Annotated in this window: 17 protein-coding genes; 15 read left to right on the top strand and 2 right to left on the bottom strand. The window is 54.1% G+C overall.

Features of this window, described 5'->3' with window-relative positions; translation table 11 throughout:
• Positions 1-98: 98 nt before the first annotated feature.
• On the top strand, positions 99-770 hold the full coding sequence (locus BOW52_RS12905) for a sensor histidine kinase (RefSeq protein ID WP_269087658.1): 672 nt from the start codon (positions 99-101) through the stop codon (positions 768-770).
• A gap of 150 nt (positions 771-920) precedes the next feature.
• Complete coding sequence (locus BOW52_RS12910; RefSeq protein ID WP_078484497.1) at positions 921-2,207, top strand: hypothetical protein; 1,287 nt, start codon at positions 921-923, stop codon at positions 2,205-2,207.
• Between the two features lie 28 nt (positions 2,208-2,235).
• Here the strand turns inward: BOW52_RS12910 and yjgA are convergent, their stop codons facing one another.
• Entirely contained in the window at positions 2,236-2,754 is a 519-nt protein-coding gene (gene yjgA / locus BOW52_RS12915; protein WP_078484498.1) for a ribosome biogenesis factor YjgA, read from the bottom strand.
• A 39-nt stretch (positions 2,755-2,793) separates the two neighbouring features.
• Positions 2,794-3,753 carry a thioredoxin-disulfide reductase gene (trxB, locus tag BOW52_RS12920; RefSeq protein WP_078484499.1) on the bottom strand — a complete coding sequence of 320 codons (960 nt, stop codon included), beginning with the start codon at positions 3,751-3,753 and terminating at the stop codon, positions 2,794-2,796.
• A 114-nt stretch (positions 3,754-3,867) separates the two neighbouring features.
• Here trxB and ald point away from each other — a divergent pair, with 114 nt between their 5' ends.
• From ald to BOW52_RS12985, 13 genes are all read left to right on the top strand, one after another.
• Positions 3,868-4,926, top strand: coding sequence for an alanine dehydrogenase (ald, locus tag BOW52_RS12925; protein ID WP_078484512.1), 1,059 nt, complete (start codon positions 3,868-3,870; stop codon positions 4,924-4,926).
• A 47-nt stretch (positions 4,927-4,973) separates the two neighbouring features.
• The gene (locus tag BOW52_RS12930) at positions 4,974-7,283 is read left to right on the top strand and encodes a DNA translocase FtsK (RefSeq protein WP_078484500.1); all 2,310 of its coding nucleotides are present in this window, start codon (positions 4,974-4,976) and stop codon (positions 7,281-7,283) included.
• A 59-nt stretch (positions 7,284-7,342) separates the two neighbouring features.
• Entirely contained in the window at positions 7,343-7,969 is a 627-nt protein-coding gene (gene lolA, locus BOW52_RS12935) for an outer membrane lipoprotein chaperone LolA (RefSeq protein WP_078484501.1), read from the top strand.
• Between the two features lie 81 nt (positions 7,970-8,050).
• The gene (locus BOW52_RS12940) at positions 8,051-9,322 is read left to right on the top strand and encodes a replication-associated recombination protein A (protein WP_078484502.1); all 1,272 of its coding nucleotides are present in this window, start codon (positions 8,051-8,053) and stop codon (positions 9,320-9,322) included.
• A 90-nt stretch (positions 9,323-9,412) separates the two neighbouring features.
• Positions 9,413-9,616: a hypothetical protein gene (locus BOW52_RS12945; RefSeq protein ID WP_078484503.1), complete on the top strand. Its 204-nt coding sequence runs from the start codon at positions 9,413-9,415 to the stop codon at positions 9,614-9,616.
• A 48-nt stretch (positions 9,617-9,664) separates the two neighbouring features.
• Positions 9,665-10,726, top strand: coding sequence for a polysaccharide deacetylase family protein (locus tag BOW52_RS12950; RefSeq protein ID WP_078484504.1), 1,062 nt, complete (start codon positions 9,665-9,667; stop codon positions 10,724-10,726).
• Between the two features lie 235 nt (positions 10,727-10,961).
• Positions 10,962-12,614, top strand: coding sequence for a methyl-accepting chemotaxis protein (locus tag BOW52_RS12955; RefSeq protein WP_135622377.1), 1,653 nt, complete (start codon positions 10,962-10,964; stop codon positions 12,612-12,614).
• Positions 12,615-12,723: 109 nt separating this feature from the next.
• The gene (locus BOW52_RS12960) at positions 12,724-13,677 is read left to right on the top strand and encodes a glucosaminidase domain-containing protein (RefSeq protein ID WP_078484506.1); all 954 of its coding nucleotides are present in this window, start codon (positions 12,724-12,726) and stop codon (positions 13,675-13,677) included.
• 95 nt (positions 13,678-13,772) lie between these two features.
• Positions 13,773-14,147, top strand: coding sequence for a fluoride efflux transporter CrcB (gene crcB / locus BOW52_RS12965; RefSeq protein ID WP_078484507.1), 375 nt, complete (start codon positions 13,773-13,775; stop codon positions 14,145-14,147).
• Positions 14,144-14,464: a DUF190 domain-containing protein gene (locus tag BOW52_RS12970; RefSeq protein WP_078484508.1), complete on the top strand. Its 321-nt coding sequence runs from the start codon at positions 14,144-14,146 to the stop codon at positions 14,462-14,464. The genes crcB and BOW52_RS12970 overlap by 4 nt, the downstream gene beginning before the upstream one ends.
• A gap of 3 nt (positions 14,465-14,467) precedes the next feature.
• Complete coding sequence (serS, locus tag BOW52_RS12975) at positions 14,468-15,748, top strand: serine--tRNA ligase (RefSeq protein ID WP_078484509.1); 1,281 nt, start codon at positions 14,468-14,470, stop codon at positions 15,746-15,748.
• 310 nt (positions 15,749-16,058) lie between these two features.
• Positions 16,059-17,096, top strand: coding sequence for a substrate-binding domain-containing protein (locus BOW52_RS12980; protein WP_135622380.1), 1,038 nt, complete (start codon positions 16,059-16,061; stop codon positions 17,094-17,096).
• Between the two features lie 35 nt (positions 17,097-17,131).
• Positions 17,132-17,530, top strand: a complete 399-nt coding sequence (locus BOW52_RS12985; protein WP_078484511.1) for a hypothetical protein — start codon at positions 17,132-17,134, stop codon at positions 17,528-17,530.
• Positions 17,531-17,592 lie beyond the last annotated feature (62 nt).

The raw sequence follows: 17,592 nt of genomic DNA on the forward strand, positions 1-17,592 counted from the left end.
CGGGGCGCCGTAGGCATAAACGGTCGCGTTAAGTATTTGCCGCTTGCTTGGGCTTGGATGCCCAAAACAAGCTTCCGCAAAAATAGCGACTCCCCGGTATCAGTCATGAGATGCGCACCCCCATGACCAGTATCTACGGTATGGCGCGTTTTATTCAGAAGTCTGAGCTGAGTGCGAAGCAACATCACTATTCCGATGTGATCGTGCGCAATTGTGAAAACCTGATGGCGTTGATCGAGGAGCTGCTCGACTTCTCCAAGATCGAATCCGGTACGCTGGAACTGGTCAACCAGCCGTTTGATCTGAAGAGCATGTTGGATGGTCTGCTCAAGCTGTTTGAACTTCAGGTCGAGGGTAAAGGGATTGAGCTGAACTATACGGTTGATGCTTCCGTTGATGATGTCATTACCGCTGATGAGAAGCGGTTGCGTCAGATTTTGATCAATCTGATTAATAACGCTTTCAAGTTTACCGAACAGGGTGAGGTACTACTCTCGGTCGAGGTTGATCCAGAAGTGGAGAGTTCGCTGCGTTTTACCGTTACCGATAGTGGTATCGGCATTCCGAAAGAGAAGCAGGCGAAGCTATTTGAAGCGTTTACCCAGGTTGATGCCTCCTCATCGAGAAAATATGGCGGGACTGGTCTTGGTCTTGCGATCTGCAAACGCTTTGTCGAAATGATGGGGGGATCGATCGGGCTAGAGAGTCGGATGGGTGAGGGTAGCCGTTTCTATTTCACCATTCCGCTCGATCAACCTGAAAAGGATTGATAGTGGTTTATAGCTTCTCTCTGAGCGTGATTCGTATAGATTAAATTTAACCTTTCTTGAGCACCATTTGGCACTAGGGTATAAACACTCTGTATCAGGGAGTGAAGTCCTCATCTCTCATAATAACGCTATCGCCAAAGGATCTGATCAATGCGTATTCTGATCACCATACTGATGTTGCCACTGCTTGCTTACGGGGGGGTAAAGGGTTACCTCTGGTACGACTTCAAGAGTAAGGTCGATGAGGCGATTGCCGGTGTGGCTCCCTTCGTTGATATCAAATATGAATCTGTTCATACAGACCTCCGTGGCGAGGTAGGTCTTAATAAGGTTGTTATTCAACCGAAAATGGCACCCGATGTGATTGAGCTGGCTGAACTGCGGCTCAAGGCTCCTAACATTCTCTACTTCCTCGATGTCAGCAAACGGGTTAATGAGGGCAAGATGCCTGAGCTACTCGGCATGTCGTTGACCGATCTCAAACTCGATCTCGATAGCGATCTGCTGCGTTCTATGGCGCAGATGCAGGCACAGGCCGAGGCGGCCAGTGGCGTTGAGCCTCAGACATCAATGGATGCACTCGGTTGTGGCGATGTACGCTCCTTTGGTGTGGCTGAGTTGCAGCAGATGGGCTATAGCGAGCTGGTGAGTAATGTCGAGATGCAGTTTGAGTTCGATGAGTCGGATAACACCTTCACTATCGATCTCAATGGCAACAGTGATGGGCTCTATAGCTTTGAGGTAAACACCCAGTTCCAGATGGACCCCAATGCGATGGCCGGTGTGGCAATGGGCATGGTGGGGCCGCAGGTCAATCGTCTGCGACTCGATTTTAACGATCATGGTTATGCCAAGAGCCGTAACGCCTTCTGCGCAGCTAAAGGTGGCGGAGAGGTTGAGGCCTATGTCGATCGCCACATTGCACTACTGGCTGAGGAGATGGGAGCCAATTTCTCTGAGAATGCGGTTAAAACCTATCGTAACTTCATGCTCAAAGGTGGCACGCTATCGATTGCTACATACCCTGCAGTGGGAACAGACTTTACCGGGTTGGCGCTTTATACACCGCGTCAGGCGATCGCGATGCTCGGCATGGAGATTACGATCAACGGCACGCTGATCACCGAAGAGGAGCTTGGCTGGCTCGATGAGAAGACGCTGGAGAAGCATCGTGTGGAGGCGGAGGAGGCCGCACGCCAGAAGGAGATCGAGGCTGCGGTTAAAAAACGCAAAACCGTTCGCACCATAGGCCTGGCTGAGTTGACTCAATATATCGATTGGCGCATTACCCTCAACATGGCTGATGGAGAGATCCACAAAGGGCGGCTGGAGGCATATGATGGAAACAACGTCATCGTGCGCAAGCGGTTACACGGCGGAACCATCAGTTATCCGGTAGTAGCCGCCGATGTGGTAACGATTCAGGTGGTTAACTAGCCAGGAATTGCGCCTCGGTCGATTGTAACTAGTCCGTTGCGATCAGTTGTCGTAGATACTTAAAAATCACCCGTGCAGTCGCGGGTGGTTTTTCCGCCTTGCGCTCCTTCTCCGCCTTGCGCAGTAATTGACGCAGATGTTGGCGGTCAACAGCAGGGTGCTCCGCCACTAGCTCGCCAAGCGCACTATCACCTTCACTGAGTAGACGATCACGCCACTGCTCGATGCGGTGGAAGCGGGCACGATCCTCGATGTGTCCCTCCTCAAGACGCTCCAGGGCGAGACGAATCGGTTCGGGGTCACTATGACGCAGCAGCTTGCCGAGATACTGCAGCTGGCGTTTCAGTGCGCCGTGTTTCTTGATGCGGCGCGCCTCACTGACAGCCGCAGCGATGTTCTCAGGCAGCGGCATACGTTTGAGTTGCTGGTCTGAAAGCGCAACCAGTGTTGCGCCCAGATCGCGCAGGGCAAGACTCTCGCGCTTGAGCTGGGTCTTGCTGACCAGCTCAATCTCATCGTCTTCTATCGGCTCTTCATTCTCTGACATATCGGTTTTTCCCCACGAGATTAACTATGGGGCGCTCGATCAGCCCTTATCGAGATTGTCGAGGAAGCGCTCGGCATCGAGCGCGGCCTGACAACCCGAAGCCGCTGAGGTGATCGCCTGCTTGTAGATCGGATCTGCTACATCGCCAGCGGCGTAGACACCATCGATAGAGGTGACGGTGGCGTTGGCATCGCTGCCCTTGCGGGTATTGATGTAGCCGTGGTCCATATCGAGCTGACCGTCGAAAATATTGGTGTTGGGTTTGTGGCCGATGGCGATGAAGAGTCCCATCAGCTCGATATCCTTGGTCGAGCCGTCCTTGCTATTCTTTAGGCGGGCGCCAGTTACACCGGAGTCGTCACCCAGCACCTCGTCGATCTCCTGATAGAGCTCGAGCTTGATGTTGCCGTTCTCAACCTTATCCATCAGCTGGTCGATCAGGATCTTCTCTGAGCGGAACTCGTCACGACGGTGAATCAGGGTCACCTCGGCAGCGATGTTGGAGAGGTAGAGCGCCTCCTCAACAGCGGTGTTACCGCCACCGACCACGCCGACCTTCTGGCCACGGTAGAAGAAGCCGTCACAGGTGGCACAACCGGAGACACCCTTGCCCTTGAATGCCTCTTCGGAGTCGAGGCCGAGATACATGGCCGAGGCACCGGTGGCGATGATCAATGCGTCGCAGGTGTAGGTCATGCTATCGCCCTTAAGAGTGAAAGGGCGCTTGGAGAGATCGGTCTCGGTAATGTGGTCGAAGAGTACCTCGGTGTTGAAGCGCTCAGCGTGGGCCAGCATGTCCTGCATCAGCTGTGGACCCTGCAGACCCTCGGCACCGCCCGGCCAGTTGTCGACCTCGGTGGTGGTGGTGAGCTGGCCACCCTGCTGCATGCCGGTAACAATAACCGGGTTGAGATTGGCGCGTGCTGCGTAGACAGCGGCGGTGTATCCAGCGGGGCCCGATCCGAGGATCAGAAGACGGCAATGCTTGGTGTCGCTCATGTATAATGACTCCAACTTTCTCGGTTGTGGTAAGTGCCGCTCAGGCGGACTAATAAAGAAATATAAGCAACCGATAATATTACGTAATCTGGCCCTCAGGGTAAAGGATTGAAGATGCGCATCGGCGTACCACGAGAAATCAAGGCGAAGGAGGGGCGTGTCGGGCTGATACCGGCGGCCTGTGCCGATCTGGTTGGCCGTGGACATACGCTCTATATCGAGCAAAAGGCCGGTCAGCTGAGTGGTTATAGCGATGATGATTACCAGCGTGTTGGGGTGAATGTCGTACCCGATGCGGCAACGCTCTATGGTGAAGCGGAGCTGATTGTGAAGGTCAAGGAGCCGATTGATGGTGATCTCGACCATCTGCGTGCCGATCATCAGCTCTTCTGCTACCTCCATCTCGCTGCTGCACCGCAGCTAACCGAGCGACTACTGAAGATCGGCCTGACTGCCGTCGCCTTCGAAACGGTAGAGGAGCAGAACGGCTATCTGCCGCTACTGGCACCAATGAGCGACATCGCTGGCAAACTCTCGATACAGATTGGTGCCAACCTGCTGCAGCAGCCGCAAGGTGGCAAAGGGCTGTTGATGGGAGGATTGCCTGCTGCTGAACGGGGGCGTGTAGTGGTAATCGGTGGTGGTACTGCCGGTGGCAATGCGGCGGCAATGGCGGCGGCGATGGGTGCCGAGGTGACCGTCTTTGATCGAAAACGGACCAAGCTGGAGCGGATGCGCGCACTGGGTAACAACGTCACCGGTCTCTACCCCTACCCGGAGAGCGTTCGTGATGCGGTCGCCAGTGCCGATCTGCTGGTTGGTGCCGCATTGGTAACGGGTGCCAGGGCGCCGCATATCGTCTCAGCCGAGATGGTTAGGCAGATGAGTGCCGGTAGCGTGATTGTCGATATCTCGGTCGATCAGGGTGGCTGTGTCGAGACTACCCAGCCAACTACCTATGAGGCTCCGACCTTTCTCTGGGAGGAGGTGCTCCACTTCGGTGTAACCAATATGCCAGGGGCGGTTCCACGTTCTGCTTCACAGGCACTTTCGGCCTCACTGATCCCCTTTGTGCAGCAGATTGCTGAGCAGGGATGGCGTGAAAATGAGGTGCTGCGACGCGGTATCAATGTCGCAGACGGCGCACTGGTACATCCTGCGTTGATCGATTAGAAAATTATAATTAGCTTAAGAAATATATTTAATAACAAGGATTAATCTTGGGTCAGGCGCGTCGCAAATCTGCTGATGAACAACCGATAGGTACCTACGTCACTCGTGGTCTGCGTGAGGCGGCGCTGTTTCTGCTTGCAGCCTTAGCGCTCTATCTACTGCTGGCGCTCTTCAGCTACAGCCCCACCGATCCGGGTTGGTCGCACAGCGGAGTGGTCGAAGTGATCGCTAATGGCGGTGGTCGGGTGGGTGCATGGTTTGCCGATGTCTTTCTCTACCTGTTCGGTTATCTCGCCTATCTCTTCCCGATTATGGTGGCGATCAGTGGTCTGATCGTCTATCGCATCAATCCCGATGGCAGTGGTTTCGATACCCACCTGTTTGCGATGCGCTGGAGCGGTTTTCTACTCACCCTTGCCGGTGGCTGTGGTCTGGCCTCACTTCATCTCGCACACCTCTCAACCGGCTTGCCACTCGATGGCGGCGGGGTACTGGGTCAGGTGGTCGGTGGCGGACTGGTAGGGGTGCTGAGCCCACTGGGTTCGAGTCTCTTTCTCTTTACCCTGTTTATGATCGGTGTCACCTTCTTTACCGGCCTCTCCTGGCTCAAGGTGATGGACGCCACTGGCCGAATTACACTTGAACTGGTCGATCGCAGCATCGCGAAGATTCGTACCCTGCGTGAGAATCTGGTCGCCCACCGTGCGCGCAAGGAGCGTGAAGAGACGGTCAAGGTGGTCAAGGAGCGTAAGAAACGTCGCACTGCGCCGAAGATCGAGATCCATAAACCGAAGCCGAAGGTGGAGGTGAGTGAGCGGGTTGAGAAGGAGCGGCAGGTGCAGCTCTTTGATGTGCCCAACGATGGCACCACACCGCCGCTGGCGCTGCTCGATGAGGAGCAGCCGTTCGATAAGGGCTTCTCTCCCGAGGTGCTGGAGGCGATGTCGCGGCAGCTGGAGCTGAAGCTGGCTGACTTTGGCATCGAGGTGGAGGTGACGGCGGTCCACCCGGGACCGGTCATTACCCGTTTTGAGATGATGCCGGCGGCTGGTGTGAAGGTCAGTCGGATCACCAACCTGGCCAAAGATCTGGCTCGTTCGCTCTCAGTGATCAGCGTGCGCGTGGTCGAGGTCATTCCTGGTAAGTCGGTAATCGGTATCGAGATCCCCAATGAGCATCGTGAGATGGTGGTGCTCTCCGAGATCCTCAAATCGCGTGATTACGATAAGGCGGGTTCCCCGCTCACCCTGGCCCTGGGCAAGGATATTGGCGGTTTGCCGTCGGTCACTGATCTGGCCAAGATGCCGCATCTACTGGTGGCCGGTACCACCGGTTCGGGTAAGTCGGTGGCGGTCAATGCGATGATTCTCAGTCTGCTCTACAAGAGCTCACCGAGAGATGCACGCATGATCCTGATCGATCCAAAGATGCTGGAGCTCTCGGTCTATGAGGGGATCCCGCATCTGCTCACTCCGGTTGTGACTGATATGAAAGAGGCGGCCAATGGGCTGCGTTGGTGCGTTGGCGAGATGGAGAGACGCTACAAGCTGATGGCCGCACTCGGTGTGCGCAACATTGCCGGTTACAACCGCAAGGTGAAGGATGCAGAGGAGGAGGGTACCCCGATCCCCGATCCACTCTTCAAGCCCGAAGAGAGCATGGAGATGACGCCACCCAGTCTTGAGCACCTTCCCTATATCGTGGTGGTGGTCGACGAGTTCGCCGACATGATGATGGTGGTTGGCAAGAAGGTTGAAGAGCTGATTGCACGACTGGCACAGAAGGCACGTGCCGCTGGTATCCATCTGATTCTTGCCACCCAGCGCCCTTCGGTCGATGTTATTACCGGTCTGATCAAGGCCAATATCCCGACCCGTATCGCCTTCCAGGTTTCGACCAAGATCGATTCGCGCACCATTCTCGATCAGGGTGGTGCCGAGCAGCTACTCGGTCACGGCGATATGCTCTATCTCGCACCCGGTACCGGCCTGCCGGTGCGTATTCACGGTGCCTTTGTCTCCGATCAGGAGGTGCATCGTGTGGTGGATAACCTCAAGGCAAACAGTGAGCCGCAGTATCTCGAAGAGATCCTCGAGGAGTCGAGTGACCCGTCGACGATGCTGCCGGGTGAGGCACCTGCGGGTGGTGATGCCGAGAGTGATCCGCTCTACGATGAGGCGGTACGTATCGTCACCGAGACGCGTCGAGCCTCGATCTCCGGTGTGCAGCGTCGTCTTAAAATCGGATATAACCGTGCTGCGCGTATGATCGAGGATATGGAGCTGGCCGGTATCGTTGGTGAACTACAGTCCAACGGCAGTCGCGAGGTGCTGGCACCGCCACCACCCAAGAATTGAACGATTCGAGTGGTCGGCAGTCTCTCAGAGAGAGGCGCATTAGAGAGAATTTTCCACTGATGAAGAAGTTTCTGATAATCCTGATCGCAACTTTCCCAACCCTGCTGTTTGCCGGTGAGGGGGAGCAGCGGCTGCGCGCATTTCTTGAGAATACCCGGACTCTGCAGGCGAGTTTTGTACAGACACTGACCGATGAGCGTGATGTGGTGCAGCAGCAGAGCAGTGGTCGTTTCAGCCTGCAACGCCCCGGACGTTTTCGCTGGGAGTACCACACACCCTATCCGCAGCTGATTATCGATGATGGAGAGCGGATCTGGTTCTTCGACAGTGAGCTCGCTCAGGCCACGGTGAAGTCAGTCGATAAGGCGTTTGCCTCCAGCCCGGCGATGCTGCTAACCGGAGATGAGCCGTTGGAGCGCCACTTCTTTGTCGAGGAGTTTGCGATGGAGGGTGAGCGGCGCTGGGTACGACTGACGCCGATCCAGGAGGACGGTGAGTATAAGGAGATTCGCATCGCGATGACCGAAAACGAGCTGGCGGCGATGGCGGTCCTCGATAATTTCGGCTCTACGACCCATATTGAGTTCAGCTCGCTTCAGCTCAATGCGGAGCTTGATCCGAGCCAGTTTCAATTCGTCCCTGCCGAGGGTGTCGATGTGATCATTGGCAGTGAGATCCTCGACTAATTCCAGAGTATCCACGAGCCAGGCAGACCATTGAATTCCCTTTTTGAATCAGAGGCCGATGTCCGGCCGCTCGCCGACCGGATGCGTCCACAGCTGCTTGAAGAGTACGTGGGCCAGTCCCACCTGCTTGCTGAGGGTAAACCACTACGTCAGGCAATCGAAGGGGACCGACTCCACTCTATGGTCTTCTGGGGGCCTCCCGGTACCGGCAAGACAACCCTGGCGCGGCTGATCGCCCACTACTGTGGTGCGCAGTTTCTTAGTATCTCCGCCGTACTCGGTGGGGTGAAGGATATACGAAGTGCTGTTGATCAAGCGAAACAGGCCCTGGCTGAGGGGCGTCGCACCATTCTCTTTGTCGATGAGGTACATCGTTTTAATAAGGCGCAGCAGGATGCCTTTCTTCCCTACGTTGAGGACGGCACGCTCACCTTCATCGGCGCCACCACCGAAAATCCCTCCTTCGAACTGAACAATGCGTTGCTCTCACGGGCGCGTGTCTATGTGTTGAAGTCACTCGGCAGTGGAGAGATTCGGCAGATCGTCGACCGGGCACTGAGCGATGAGTCGCGTGGTATCGCTGCCAGTGGCATCGAGATGGGTGATGAGCTCAGAGATAGTCTGGCTGGGGCAGCTGATGGCGATGCACGTCGGGCACTCAATTTTCTCGAGATCGTTGCTGAACTGGCGGCCAGTCGTGGCGAGACGGGTGAGATCGATGAGGCACTCCTTACCGAGGTGATTGCTGGAGGTGTGCGACGCTTCGATAAGGGAGGAGAGGCGTTTTATGACCAGATATCGGCACTGCACAAATCGGTGCGTGGCTCCAATCCCGATGCAGCGCTCTACTGGTTTGCTCGCATGGTTGATGGTGGTTGTGATCCACTCTATATCGCCCGACGGGTAGTACGCATGGCCTCTGAGGATATCGGCAACGCCGATCCGCGGGCGTTGCAGCTGGCACTCGATGCCTGGGAGGTGCAGGAGCGGCTCGGTAGCCCCGAAGGGGAGCTGGCGATTGCTCAGGCAATTGTCTATATGGCCTGCGCTGCGAAAAGTAATGCGGTCTACATGGCCTATAAGGCAGCGATGAGTGATGCACGAATGCATGGTTCGCTGGAGGTGCCGATTCACCTGCGCAACGCGCCGACCAAACTAATGAAGGAGCTCGGTTACGGTCACGCTTACCGTTACGCACACGATGAGCCTGAGGCTTATGCCGCAGGTGAACACTACTTCCCGGAGGAGATGTCGGCGGTCAGTTACTACCAGCCGGTGGCTCGTGGTTTGGAGCAGAAGATCGGTGAAAAACTGGCGCATCTGCGTGACCTGGACAGAAAAGCGGGCAAATAACCACGCCTAGTGGTGATGGACCTTGCCACCAGGCGAAACATGTTGTAGAAATCCCTGATCAATAATAACTAATAATTCTGAGGTCTATTGATGTCAGAGAAAAATTTCCAACGCTTCAGCGATCGCTACTTCAGGGTCAGTCCGCTCTATGCCTTACCCGGCTGGTATCTTAAATTGCGGGGCAGGGGGAAAATCATGGGGCCCTATCCGACGCGCCAGCACGCCGAGGTGGCGGGTGAGTATTACGTGAAGGATTGTAAGACGAGTGGGGATATTGGCGGTCGTTGTAGATAGAGACTGTATCCTGTAAATCAACAGTCGATATTCGGCTCAATAGTGAAAATGATGAGTCGTCTCTTCCCCGTTCTTCTTTCTCTACTGCTAACCACTATTTCGTTAGTCCATGCTGCTGAATCTGCGGTAATTCTTCAGTACCACCATTTTAGCGATACCACGCCGCGATCAACCTCTATCTCTCCAGAGCGTTTTGAGCAGCAGCTTAACTATCTAGAACAGAATGATTTCACAGTCTGGCCGCTGCAAAGGGTAGTAGATGCTGTCCTGCAGGGTGATGTGGTACCGGATAAGACTATCGCGATCACGGTCGATGATGCCTACGATTCGATCTATAGCGAGGCGTGGCCACGATTAAAACGACGCGGCTGGTCAATGACCGTGTTTGTAAATAGCGATGCGGTCGATAGTGGTCTACGCCCCTATCTGAGCTGGGAGCAGATGCGCGAGATGCAACGCTCGGGTGTTGCCTTCGCTAACCATACGGCATCACATGATCATCTGATAAGGCGCCGAGCAGGGGAGCCGGAGTCGCAGTGGCGTCTCCGGGTAATTGCAGATATCGACAAGGCTCAGCAGCGGTTGCAGGAGGAGTTGGGTAGGGCGCCCAAGCTCTTTGTCTACCCCTATGGCGAGTATGACTATGCGCTTCGACAGCTAGTGGGAGAGCTTGGATATGTCGGGTTTGGCCAGCAATCGGGGCCCATTGGACCCTTGAGTGATCGGCGTGCACTACCGCGTTTTCCCATGGCAGGCCCCTACACTGAGATGGCGGGCTTTATCGAAAAACTCAACACCCTGCCGCTGCCAGTTAATGGGCAAGGTGAGGTTGATCCGCTGTTACCGAATCAGCTCGAACTACCCATTCTGTCTCTTAAGCTCAATGCAGGGGCGTTTAATCCTGACGCGATCAGCTGCTTCATCACTGGGCAAGGGAAAGGTGATGTGAGCTACCAGGCAGGGCTGTTGACGGTCATGGCGAAGTCAGCGCTGCCGGTAGGACGCAGCCGCTACAACTGCACCGTTCGGCATAACAAAATGAACCGCTACTTCTGGTATAGCCAGAACTGGATTCGGCGTAACAGTGACGGTAGTTGGTATCGCGAATAGTAGAGGGAGAGATGTCCGGTCTCATTTGCTGCTGTTATCAGTTCTGCCAGTTAGGATAAGTTGTGATCTTTGTCACTCTATAAAACCCCTGAGCTGGGTTGAAAGTCTCAAATAGGTTATATAGCTCTTTCGGCTATCTTTAAAGACGGATCTTCTCAGGCCGATCAGTAGTGTGGGTATGCATGACTGTCATATCAATAACAATAATGATTGATAGCGATTGAGGAGAAGGTCGTTGAGGTATTTAAGCCACTGGTTTCTATCCTGGAGCATCCGCTGGAAGCTTCAGTTCGGTTTTTTCATGGTGACGATGGTCACCACAATCTTCAATCGATGGCTCGCCACAAGTGAGCTGCAGAAGATGGTCGATATTGCCAAGCTGAATGGCGTTGATAGTCATGTGGTCTCGTTGATGGTGGAGAGCCGTGACACCTTTATCTTCAACTCCTTTTGGGAGTCGGCCATCGAATTCACAATCCAGTTCATGGTAATCGCTGTGGTCGCCAGTCTCTTTGTAAGGCCGATCCGTTCGCTCATTGAAACACTGACAGCAGCAGAGGAAGGCGATCTCAGTAAGAGTGTGAAGATTACCTCCTATGACGAGATTGGTGAGCTGGAGAGCCACTTTAATACGCTGCTGAGTAAGCTCAACAAGATCCTCTGTCGTGTTGAGGAGAGTGGTAAGTCGATGTCGCAGTCGGCCTTTCAGATCGCCACCATTTCACATGAGATCGCTGATGTTGGTAAGAGTGAACAGTCGCGATCCCGTGAGGTATCCGGTGTTACTGGTCAGCTGCGTGAAATTGCAACCAATGTTCAGTGCCTGGCCGATGATGCGACGACACGTGCAGCCCAGACGGCGCTTGAGGCGAGCGATGGCATCTCGATGATGCGTAGCAATATTGATGCGATGCAGCGCACTGTCACTGATGTGCACCAGGCAGAGAGCGAGATTGGTGATCTACAACAGACCGCTGAACAGATTTCGAGCATCACACTCACTATTCGTACCATTGCCGAGCAGACCAATCTGCTGGCATTGAATGCGGCGATTGAGGCCGCCCGTGCGGGTGAGCAGGGACGCGGTTTTGCCGTGGTTGCCGATGAGGTGAGAAACCTGGCATCCAACTCAACAGACTCCGCAAATGAGATCGCCGACATCATTGATACCCTGGTTAAGCGTGTGCAGAAGGTGACAGCAACTATGGATAGTGTCGTAGGGCAGGTTACAGAGGCGCAGTCGAGTGCTCAGCAAACGGCAGAGAAGATCGAGTCGATCTCGGGCGATGTGACTCTGACCACGGCAGCTAATGAAGAGATATCAGGGGTAACTAACGAACAGCTTGAACGTTTGCAGATACTCGATGAGACGCTGGACAAACTCTTTGAAACCATCGGCGACAGCTCAAGCAAGGTAGAGACGACGGCCACGATTGGTGATTCGCTCTACGAATTGGCTGAGGGACTCAATGAGTTGATGCAGGGTTTCATCATCACCCGTGATACCAGGGTAGAGCTCCGTGGTGAAGAGAAACGGAAGCATCCCCGGTTAGAGGAGCACCTGCTGGTTCACGCCACTCAGCACGGTGTTGAAATCGAAGGGCTGACCAGTGATATCAGCATGAGTGGCTTGAGGTTGATGCTGGGCTCTGAACTGCCTAGCCTGGATGAGGTCGACCTCTCGATCTTTCTACCCTGTGATGACAAGAACTCCTATGAGAGGCAGCAACCACTAAGGATTCGGGGCGCGCTGCGCTGGAACCGTCGTGAGGGCGATTACAACGTCTATGGAGTGGAGTTCAACCGCGTTAACGGTGAACAGCGACAGTTGATCGATCGCTGTTTCAACTACTTCAATACCTCTGTTGAGTATCAGATGAGCCACTAGCTTCTGGCACTTTGTGTCTTTTTTACCTTGACATCTGCTATTGATTATAAAATAAGCAAATACTGATATACTCTGCGACTTGTTGCCAGCTACTGTTTGAGAGCTTGTTATGGTTAGTCGTAGGATTCTATTTGTCGGTCTATTGATGGCGATGACGCAGACCAGCGTCTGGGCGGAGCGTTACTATCCACAGCGTGTTGCCTACACGGGTTATCCAGCATATGTCGCACCAGTGAACTATGCGCCTCAGTCCTACTATTCACCCTACAGATACCGCTATGGTGGATACCCCTATCCAACGCCCCCTGCACAGCAATTAAAGTCCAAGGCGCTTGGGAAAACAGTTAATCCCGCTAAGAGACCCAGCAAGATGAAGAGTGATGCCAAGGGTGCGGTTAACCATCCACCTGTGATTGTTCAAAAGAGTGGTGGTAAGAAGACGACATTTATCAACAAGCTGGTACCACTGGTCGAAGTTGAAAATCGACGTATTGCCGAGGTTCGTGCGGAACTCATTACTCTTTTCGATTCTGTAGCGGCTGGTGGGGTGCTCACCGATGGTGAATTGAATCGTATTCACAAGATTGCAAAACAGTATCGCGTCAAGGGGGATCCTCTCTCTCAGCGTGAGGCGCTGCTACAGCGAGTCGATATCATTCCTGTTGAGCTGGCTCTTGCCCAGGCGGCCAATGAATCGGCGTGGGGTGAGTCGCGTTTTGCTCGCGAGGCACTTAACCTGTTTGGCATCTGGACCTATGACGCCTCTAAGGGGTTGGTGCCGAAGGGCCGTAGTGAAGGGCAGAAACATCTGGTGCGTAAATACGATTCACTGGGTGAGTCGGTGCGCCACTACTTAAATCTGCTCAACAGCCACTCCGCCTATCAACCGTTGCGTGAGATTCGTGCTGAGTTGCGCCGAAGCGGTGGTGAGTTGGATGGCGCGCTGATGGCAGCTGGTCTGGTGCGATACTCAGCTAAGGGAGATGAGTATGTGAAGATCATCCGCTCAATTATCTCTACGAATGAACTAGAACGATTCCGCCAACCTGTTTCAAGCTCCTGATTCATTACCCCAAAACGGTTATCAGTAGTGGCGTGGTGTTACGAGTTGGGTAGAATAGTCGCCCAATATCCAAGGTAATCGATGCAAAGCCGACTATGACCCAAATTTTAGCTATTGCCGGAGGTGGCGCTGTAGGTGCGTTGCTCCGATTTTGGGTCTCGGGTGGGGTCTACAGCCTGCTCGGACGTGGTTTCCCCTACGGTACTCTGGCGGTCAACATCCTCGGTAGTCTGCTGATGGGGTTTCTCTATGTGCTGCTGATCGAGCGCCTTAACGTGTCAGTTGAGTGGCGCGCCGCCCTGATGGTGGGGCTGCTGGGCGCCTTTACTACGTTCTCTACCTTTTCTATCGAAACACTGACCCTGATTGAAGCGGGTGAGCTGTTCAAGGCAGTTATCAATATGGTGCTCAGCGTGGTGGCGTGTGTGGCTGCTGCATGGCTGGGGCTGGTCGTTGGGAGAGCGTTATGAGTAATGGGCAGAACGTCACGGTGGTGCGGATCTATCTCAATGAGGGAGAGGCGCAGCTCGAGAATCTGATGAAACGGCTGCACGACTGGGAACACCTACGTGGACTAACCGTGTTTCGCGGTATCGCCGGCTATGGCGATTCTGGTGAGGTGCATAGCAGCAAGCTCATCGACCTTTCGCTCAACCTGCCGGTAGTGGTGGAATTTTTTGATAAGCCGGAGAAGATCGAGGCGGTTCTCGACCATCTTGGCGACACGATTAAGGTAGGCCACATGCTAAGCTGGCCGGCGCTGATAAACAGTAACGAAGAAGATTAAGAGATGCTCGATCCAAAAAGACTACGTAATGAATTAGAAGAGACGGCGGTACAGCTTGCGCGTCGTGGTTATACGCTCGATACCGATGCCATTGCACGCCTGGAGGGTGAGCGAAAGGCGATTCAGGTTGAGACTCAGACTCTGCAGGGAGAGCGCAACAGTCGCTCCAAGGCGATCGGCAAGGCGAAGGCACAGGGTGAAGACATCCAACCACTGCTTGATGCGGTCGCTGACATGGGGGAGAAGCTGAAGGCGGCCGAGACCCGTCTGGCGGGAGTACAGGATGAGCTTAATGCGATCCTGATGGGGATTCCCAATATCCCGGATGCCTCTGTTCCCGATGGCAAAGATGAGGAGGATAACGTCGAGATCCGACGCTGGGGCGAGCCTAAGTCATTCGACTTTGAACCGAAGGATCATGTCGATCTCGGTGCTGAGCTGGGACTGATGGATTTTGATACGGCTGCCAAGCTGACCGGTTCCCGCTTCTCGCTAATGACCGGGCCACTGGCACGTATGCACCGGGCGCTGATTCAGTTCATGCTCGATCTTCATACCGCTGAACATGGCTATACCGAGACCTATGTGCCCTATCTGGTTAACGCCGATTCGTTGCGTGGCACTGGCCAGTTGCCTAAGTTTGAAGAGGATCTGTTCAAACTCAGTGGCGAACAGGAGTACTACCTGATTCCGACCGCCGAGGTTCCGGTCACTAATATCGTTCGTGATGAGATCATTGATGCCGATCGCCTGCCGCTTATGTTCGCCGCTCATACCCCCTGTTTCCGTAGCGAAGCTGGATCCTATGGTCGCGATACCCGCGGCATGATTCGCCAGCACCAGTTTGAGAAGGTAGAGATGGTACAGATCGTCCGGCCTGAGGACTCAATGGCTACCCTTGAGACTCTGACTGGCCATGCGGAGGAGGTACTAAAACGACTCGAACTTCCCTATCGGGTGGTCAATCTCTGCGCTGGCGACATCGGCTTCTCAGCGGCACAGACCTACGATCTCGAAGTATGGCTGCCAGGGCAGGGCAAGTATCGTGAAATATCCTCCTGTTCAAACTTCCAGGACTTCCAGGCACGTCGTATGCAGGCGCGCTGGCGTAATCCTGAGACGAAGAAACCCGAATTGGCGCATACCATCAATGGTTCTGGGCTTGCGGTCGGTCGCGCACTGGTTGCCGTGATGGAGAATTACCAGCAAGCGGATGGCTCGATTGTCGTTCCTGAAGTGCTACGTGCCTATATGGGGGGTGTTGAGCGCTTGGTCGCGTCATGACAATGCGACGCATGTGACATTATCTGTTACTGGCAAAGCTGCTATCTGTCATGGGTGGCAGCTTTTTTTATGTCATAGATGTCTGGTTGATTCGTCCATCCACAATATATTTAAGGAATTAAAGGGCTTAATGTTTTATCCCATTGCGAACGGAGAGTTGGATTGCTTCTTGCTTTCCAAATAGTGAACTCTGTTCCAGTACCCCTTCATGATTAGTGTGAATGGGAGTGATTCAGGCTATCTTCTAGCTATCAGAGGTCATTTTTCTTGGAATTGTGGTTTTTTCTGGATGGTAGCGGGGTGCTCTTAGGTGAATATTGCATTAGGTAGTAGCGAGCCTGCTCGATTCCGCCAGTTCACGCGACTCATATCACTCCTGCTCATATTCCTTGTTCCCAATGCGGTTTTGGCAGAGGGTCATGACGATGCATCCCTCTCTGGTCCCCCCTTCTCAACACCAGATCATACTGAGCATATGGAGGACGGTTGGCATTCGAAGGCGATCAAGTATGAGAAGGTACCTGAAGGAACCGATATCTCCATCACCCTCGACCAGCACCTCTATCCAGCGCTGTTACCCATCATTAATGACTACGGTAAGGCTCAGGGGATAAAGATCGCGGTGAAGGAGGGAACCTGTGGTATCTCTGCAGGTTCTCTGCTCGACAAGCGGGTCGATATCGCCGGTTTCTGCTGCCCGCCAGGTGAGACTGATCGCCTACCAGGGGTGAAGTTTCACACCCTGGGAATCTCCGCTGTTGCCTTCTTTACCCATCCCGATAACCCGGTCAAGGGGCTGACGATCAAGCAGGCGCGCGATATCTACCGTGGCAATATCGGCCAGTGGAATCGAATCACTCCCCTTGCGCAGGGACTTGCTGGTAACCAGGTTGAGCCGGTTGCACGACTCCACTGCAAGGCCCGACCGGGGCACTGGCGGTTGTTGCTCGATAATGAGGATATGTTCAGTGTTTCTCTCTTCGAGGTGAGCGCCATCGAAGATATGCTCACTACCGTGGCGAGCAACCCTAAGGCGATTGGTTATGAGAGTGTCTGGATGACCAAGCGCTATGCAAAGGTCGCTCCGGTCAAATTGATTGCTATCAATGGAGCGATGCCGACTGAGCGTGCAGCCTTGATCTCGGGGCGCTACCCAATCTACCGGACCTACAACATCACTAGCTGGTCGGGTGAGGCGGTTCACAATGAACGGGCCGATGCACTGATTGAACATATACAGCGGAACATCGGTGCGGTTGATCCCGATTTTGTCATTATCCCAGCAGCGGTACTTCGTCGTGCCGGCTGGCGTTTTGATGGTGACGAACTAGTCGGTGAACCACGCTAATGTCAGCCTTCCATCAATCGGTGTAGATCGTATTTATGTTTCGAAAGTGGTCGATCACAACCAAGGTACTGCTGCTAACACTCTCTGTCGGTGTTGTGCTCTCTATTATTCTCGACTATCTGCAGAGTCGTGCTCTTGAAGAGACGCTGATGGCAGAGGCGCAACGAGAGCTGAAGCTATATGCGGTCGATGATCGTCGTTTCTTTGATCAACATGTGCAGCAGGCCAATATCGCTGCTCGCATTATTATCTCGCAGAAGCACTTCCTCGATTATGTTGAGCAGAAGAGTTGGTCCGAAAGCACGCTAGCACCTAGTTATTACCATATGGGAAATCGTGCCGCCTGGTTGCCGCGCGCCTCAGTGATGCGTGCGATGTTTAAGTCGCGTTACGCGTTCGCTGACCGCCATGGAGAGCGAAGTGAGGGCGGTTAGTCCTCGATAGTCGACGCCGTCTGCCTATTCGTAGTTGAGAGCGCGAGCGAACGACGAAGAAG

This window comes from Solemya pervernicosa gill symbiont, assembly GCF_002020875.1.
Classification (GTDB): Bacteria; Pseudomonadota; Gammaproteobacteria.

What these genes read in the sequence shown, in the direction of transcription:
- BOW52_RS12985 (WP_078484511.1), top strand. Translation starts at nt 17,132, where the DNA reads ATGTTTCGAAAGTGGTCGATCACAACCAAGGTACTGCTGCTAACACTC.
- BOW52_RS12910 (WP_078484497.1), top strand. Translation starts at nt 921, where the DNA reads ATGCGTATTCTGATCACCATACTGATGTTGCCACTGCTTGCTTACGGG.
- BOW52_RS12940 (WP_078484502.1), top strand. Translation starts at nt 8,051, where the DNA reads ATGCGTCCACAGCTGCTTGAAGAGTACGTGGGCCAGTCCCACCTGCTT.
- yjgA (WP_078484498.1), bottom strand. Translation starts at nt 2,754, where the DNA reads ATGTCAGAGAATGAAGAGCCGATAGAAGACGATGAGATTGAGCTGGTC.
- lolA (WP_078484501.1), top strand. Translation starts at nt 7,343, where the DNA reads ATGAAGAAGTTTCTGATAATCCTGATCGCAACTTTCCCAACCCTGCTG.
- BOW52_RS12950 (WP_078484504.1), top strand. Translation starts at nt 9,665, where the DNA reads ATGATGAGTCGTCTCTTCCCCGTTCTTCTTTCTCTACTGCTAACCACT.
- BOW52_RS12970 (WP_078484508.1), top strand. Translation starts at nt 14,144, where the DNA reads ATGAGTAATGGGCAGAACGTCACGGTGGTGCGGATCTATCTCAATGAG.
- trxB (WP_078484499.1), bottom strand. Translation starts at nt 3,753, where the DNA reads ATGAGCGACACCAAGCATTGCCGTCTTCTGATCCTCGGATCGGGCCCC.
- BOW52_RS12960 (WP_078484506.1), top strand. Translation starts at nt 12,724, where the DNA reads ATGGTTAGTCGTAGGATTCTATTTGTCGGTCTATTGATGGCGATGACG.
- crcB (WP_078484507.1), top strand. Translation starts at nt 13,773, where the DNA reads ATGACCCAAATTTTAGCTATTGCCGGAGGTGGCGCTGTAGGTGCGTTG.
- BOW52_RS12945 (WP_078484503.1), top strand. Translation starts at nt 9,413, where the DNA reads ATGTCAGAGAAAAATTTCCAACGCTTCAGCGATCGCTACTTCAGGGTC.
- ald (WP_078484512.1), top strand. Translation starts at nt 3,868, where the DNA reads ATGCGCATCGGCGTACCACGAGAAATCAAGGCGAAGGAGGGGCGTGTC.
- serS (WP_078484509.1), top strand. Translation starts at nt 14,468, where the DNA reads ATGCTCGATCCAAAAAGACTACGTAATGAATTAGAAGAGACGGCGGTA.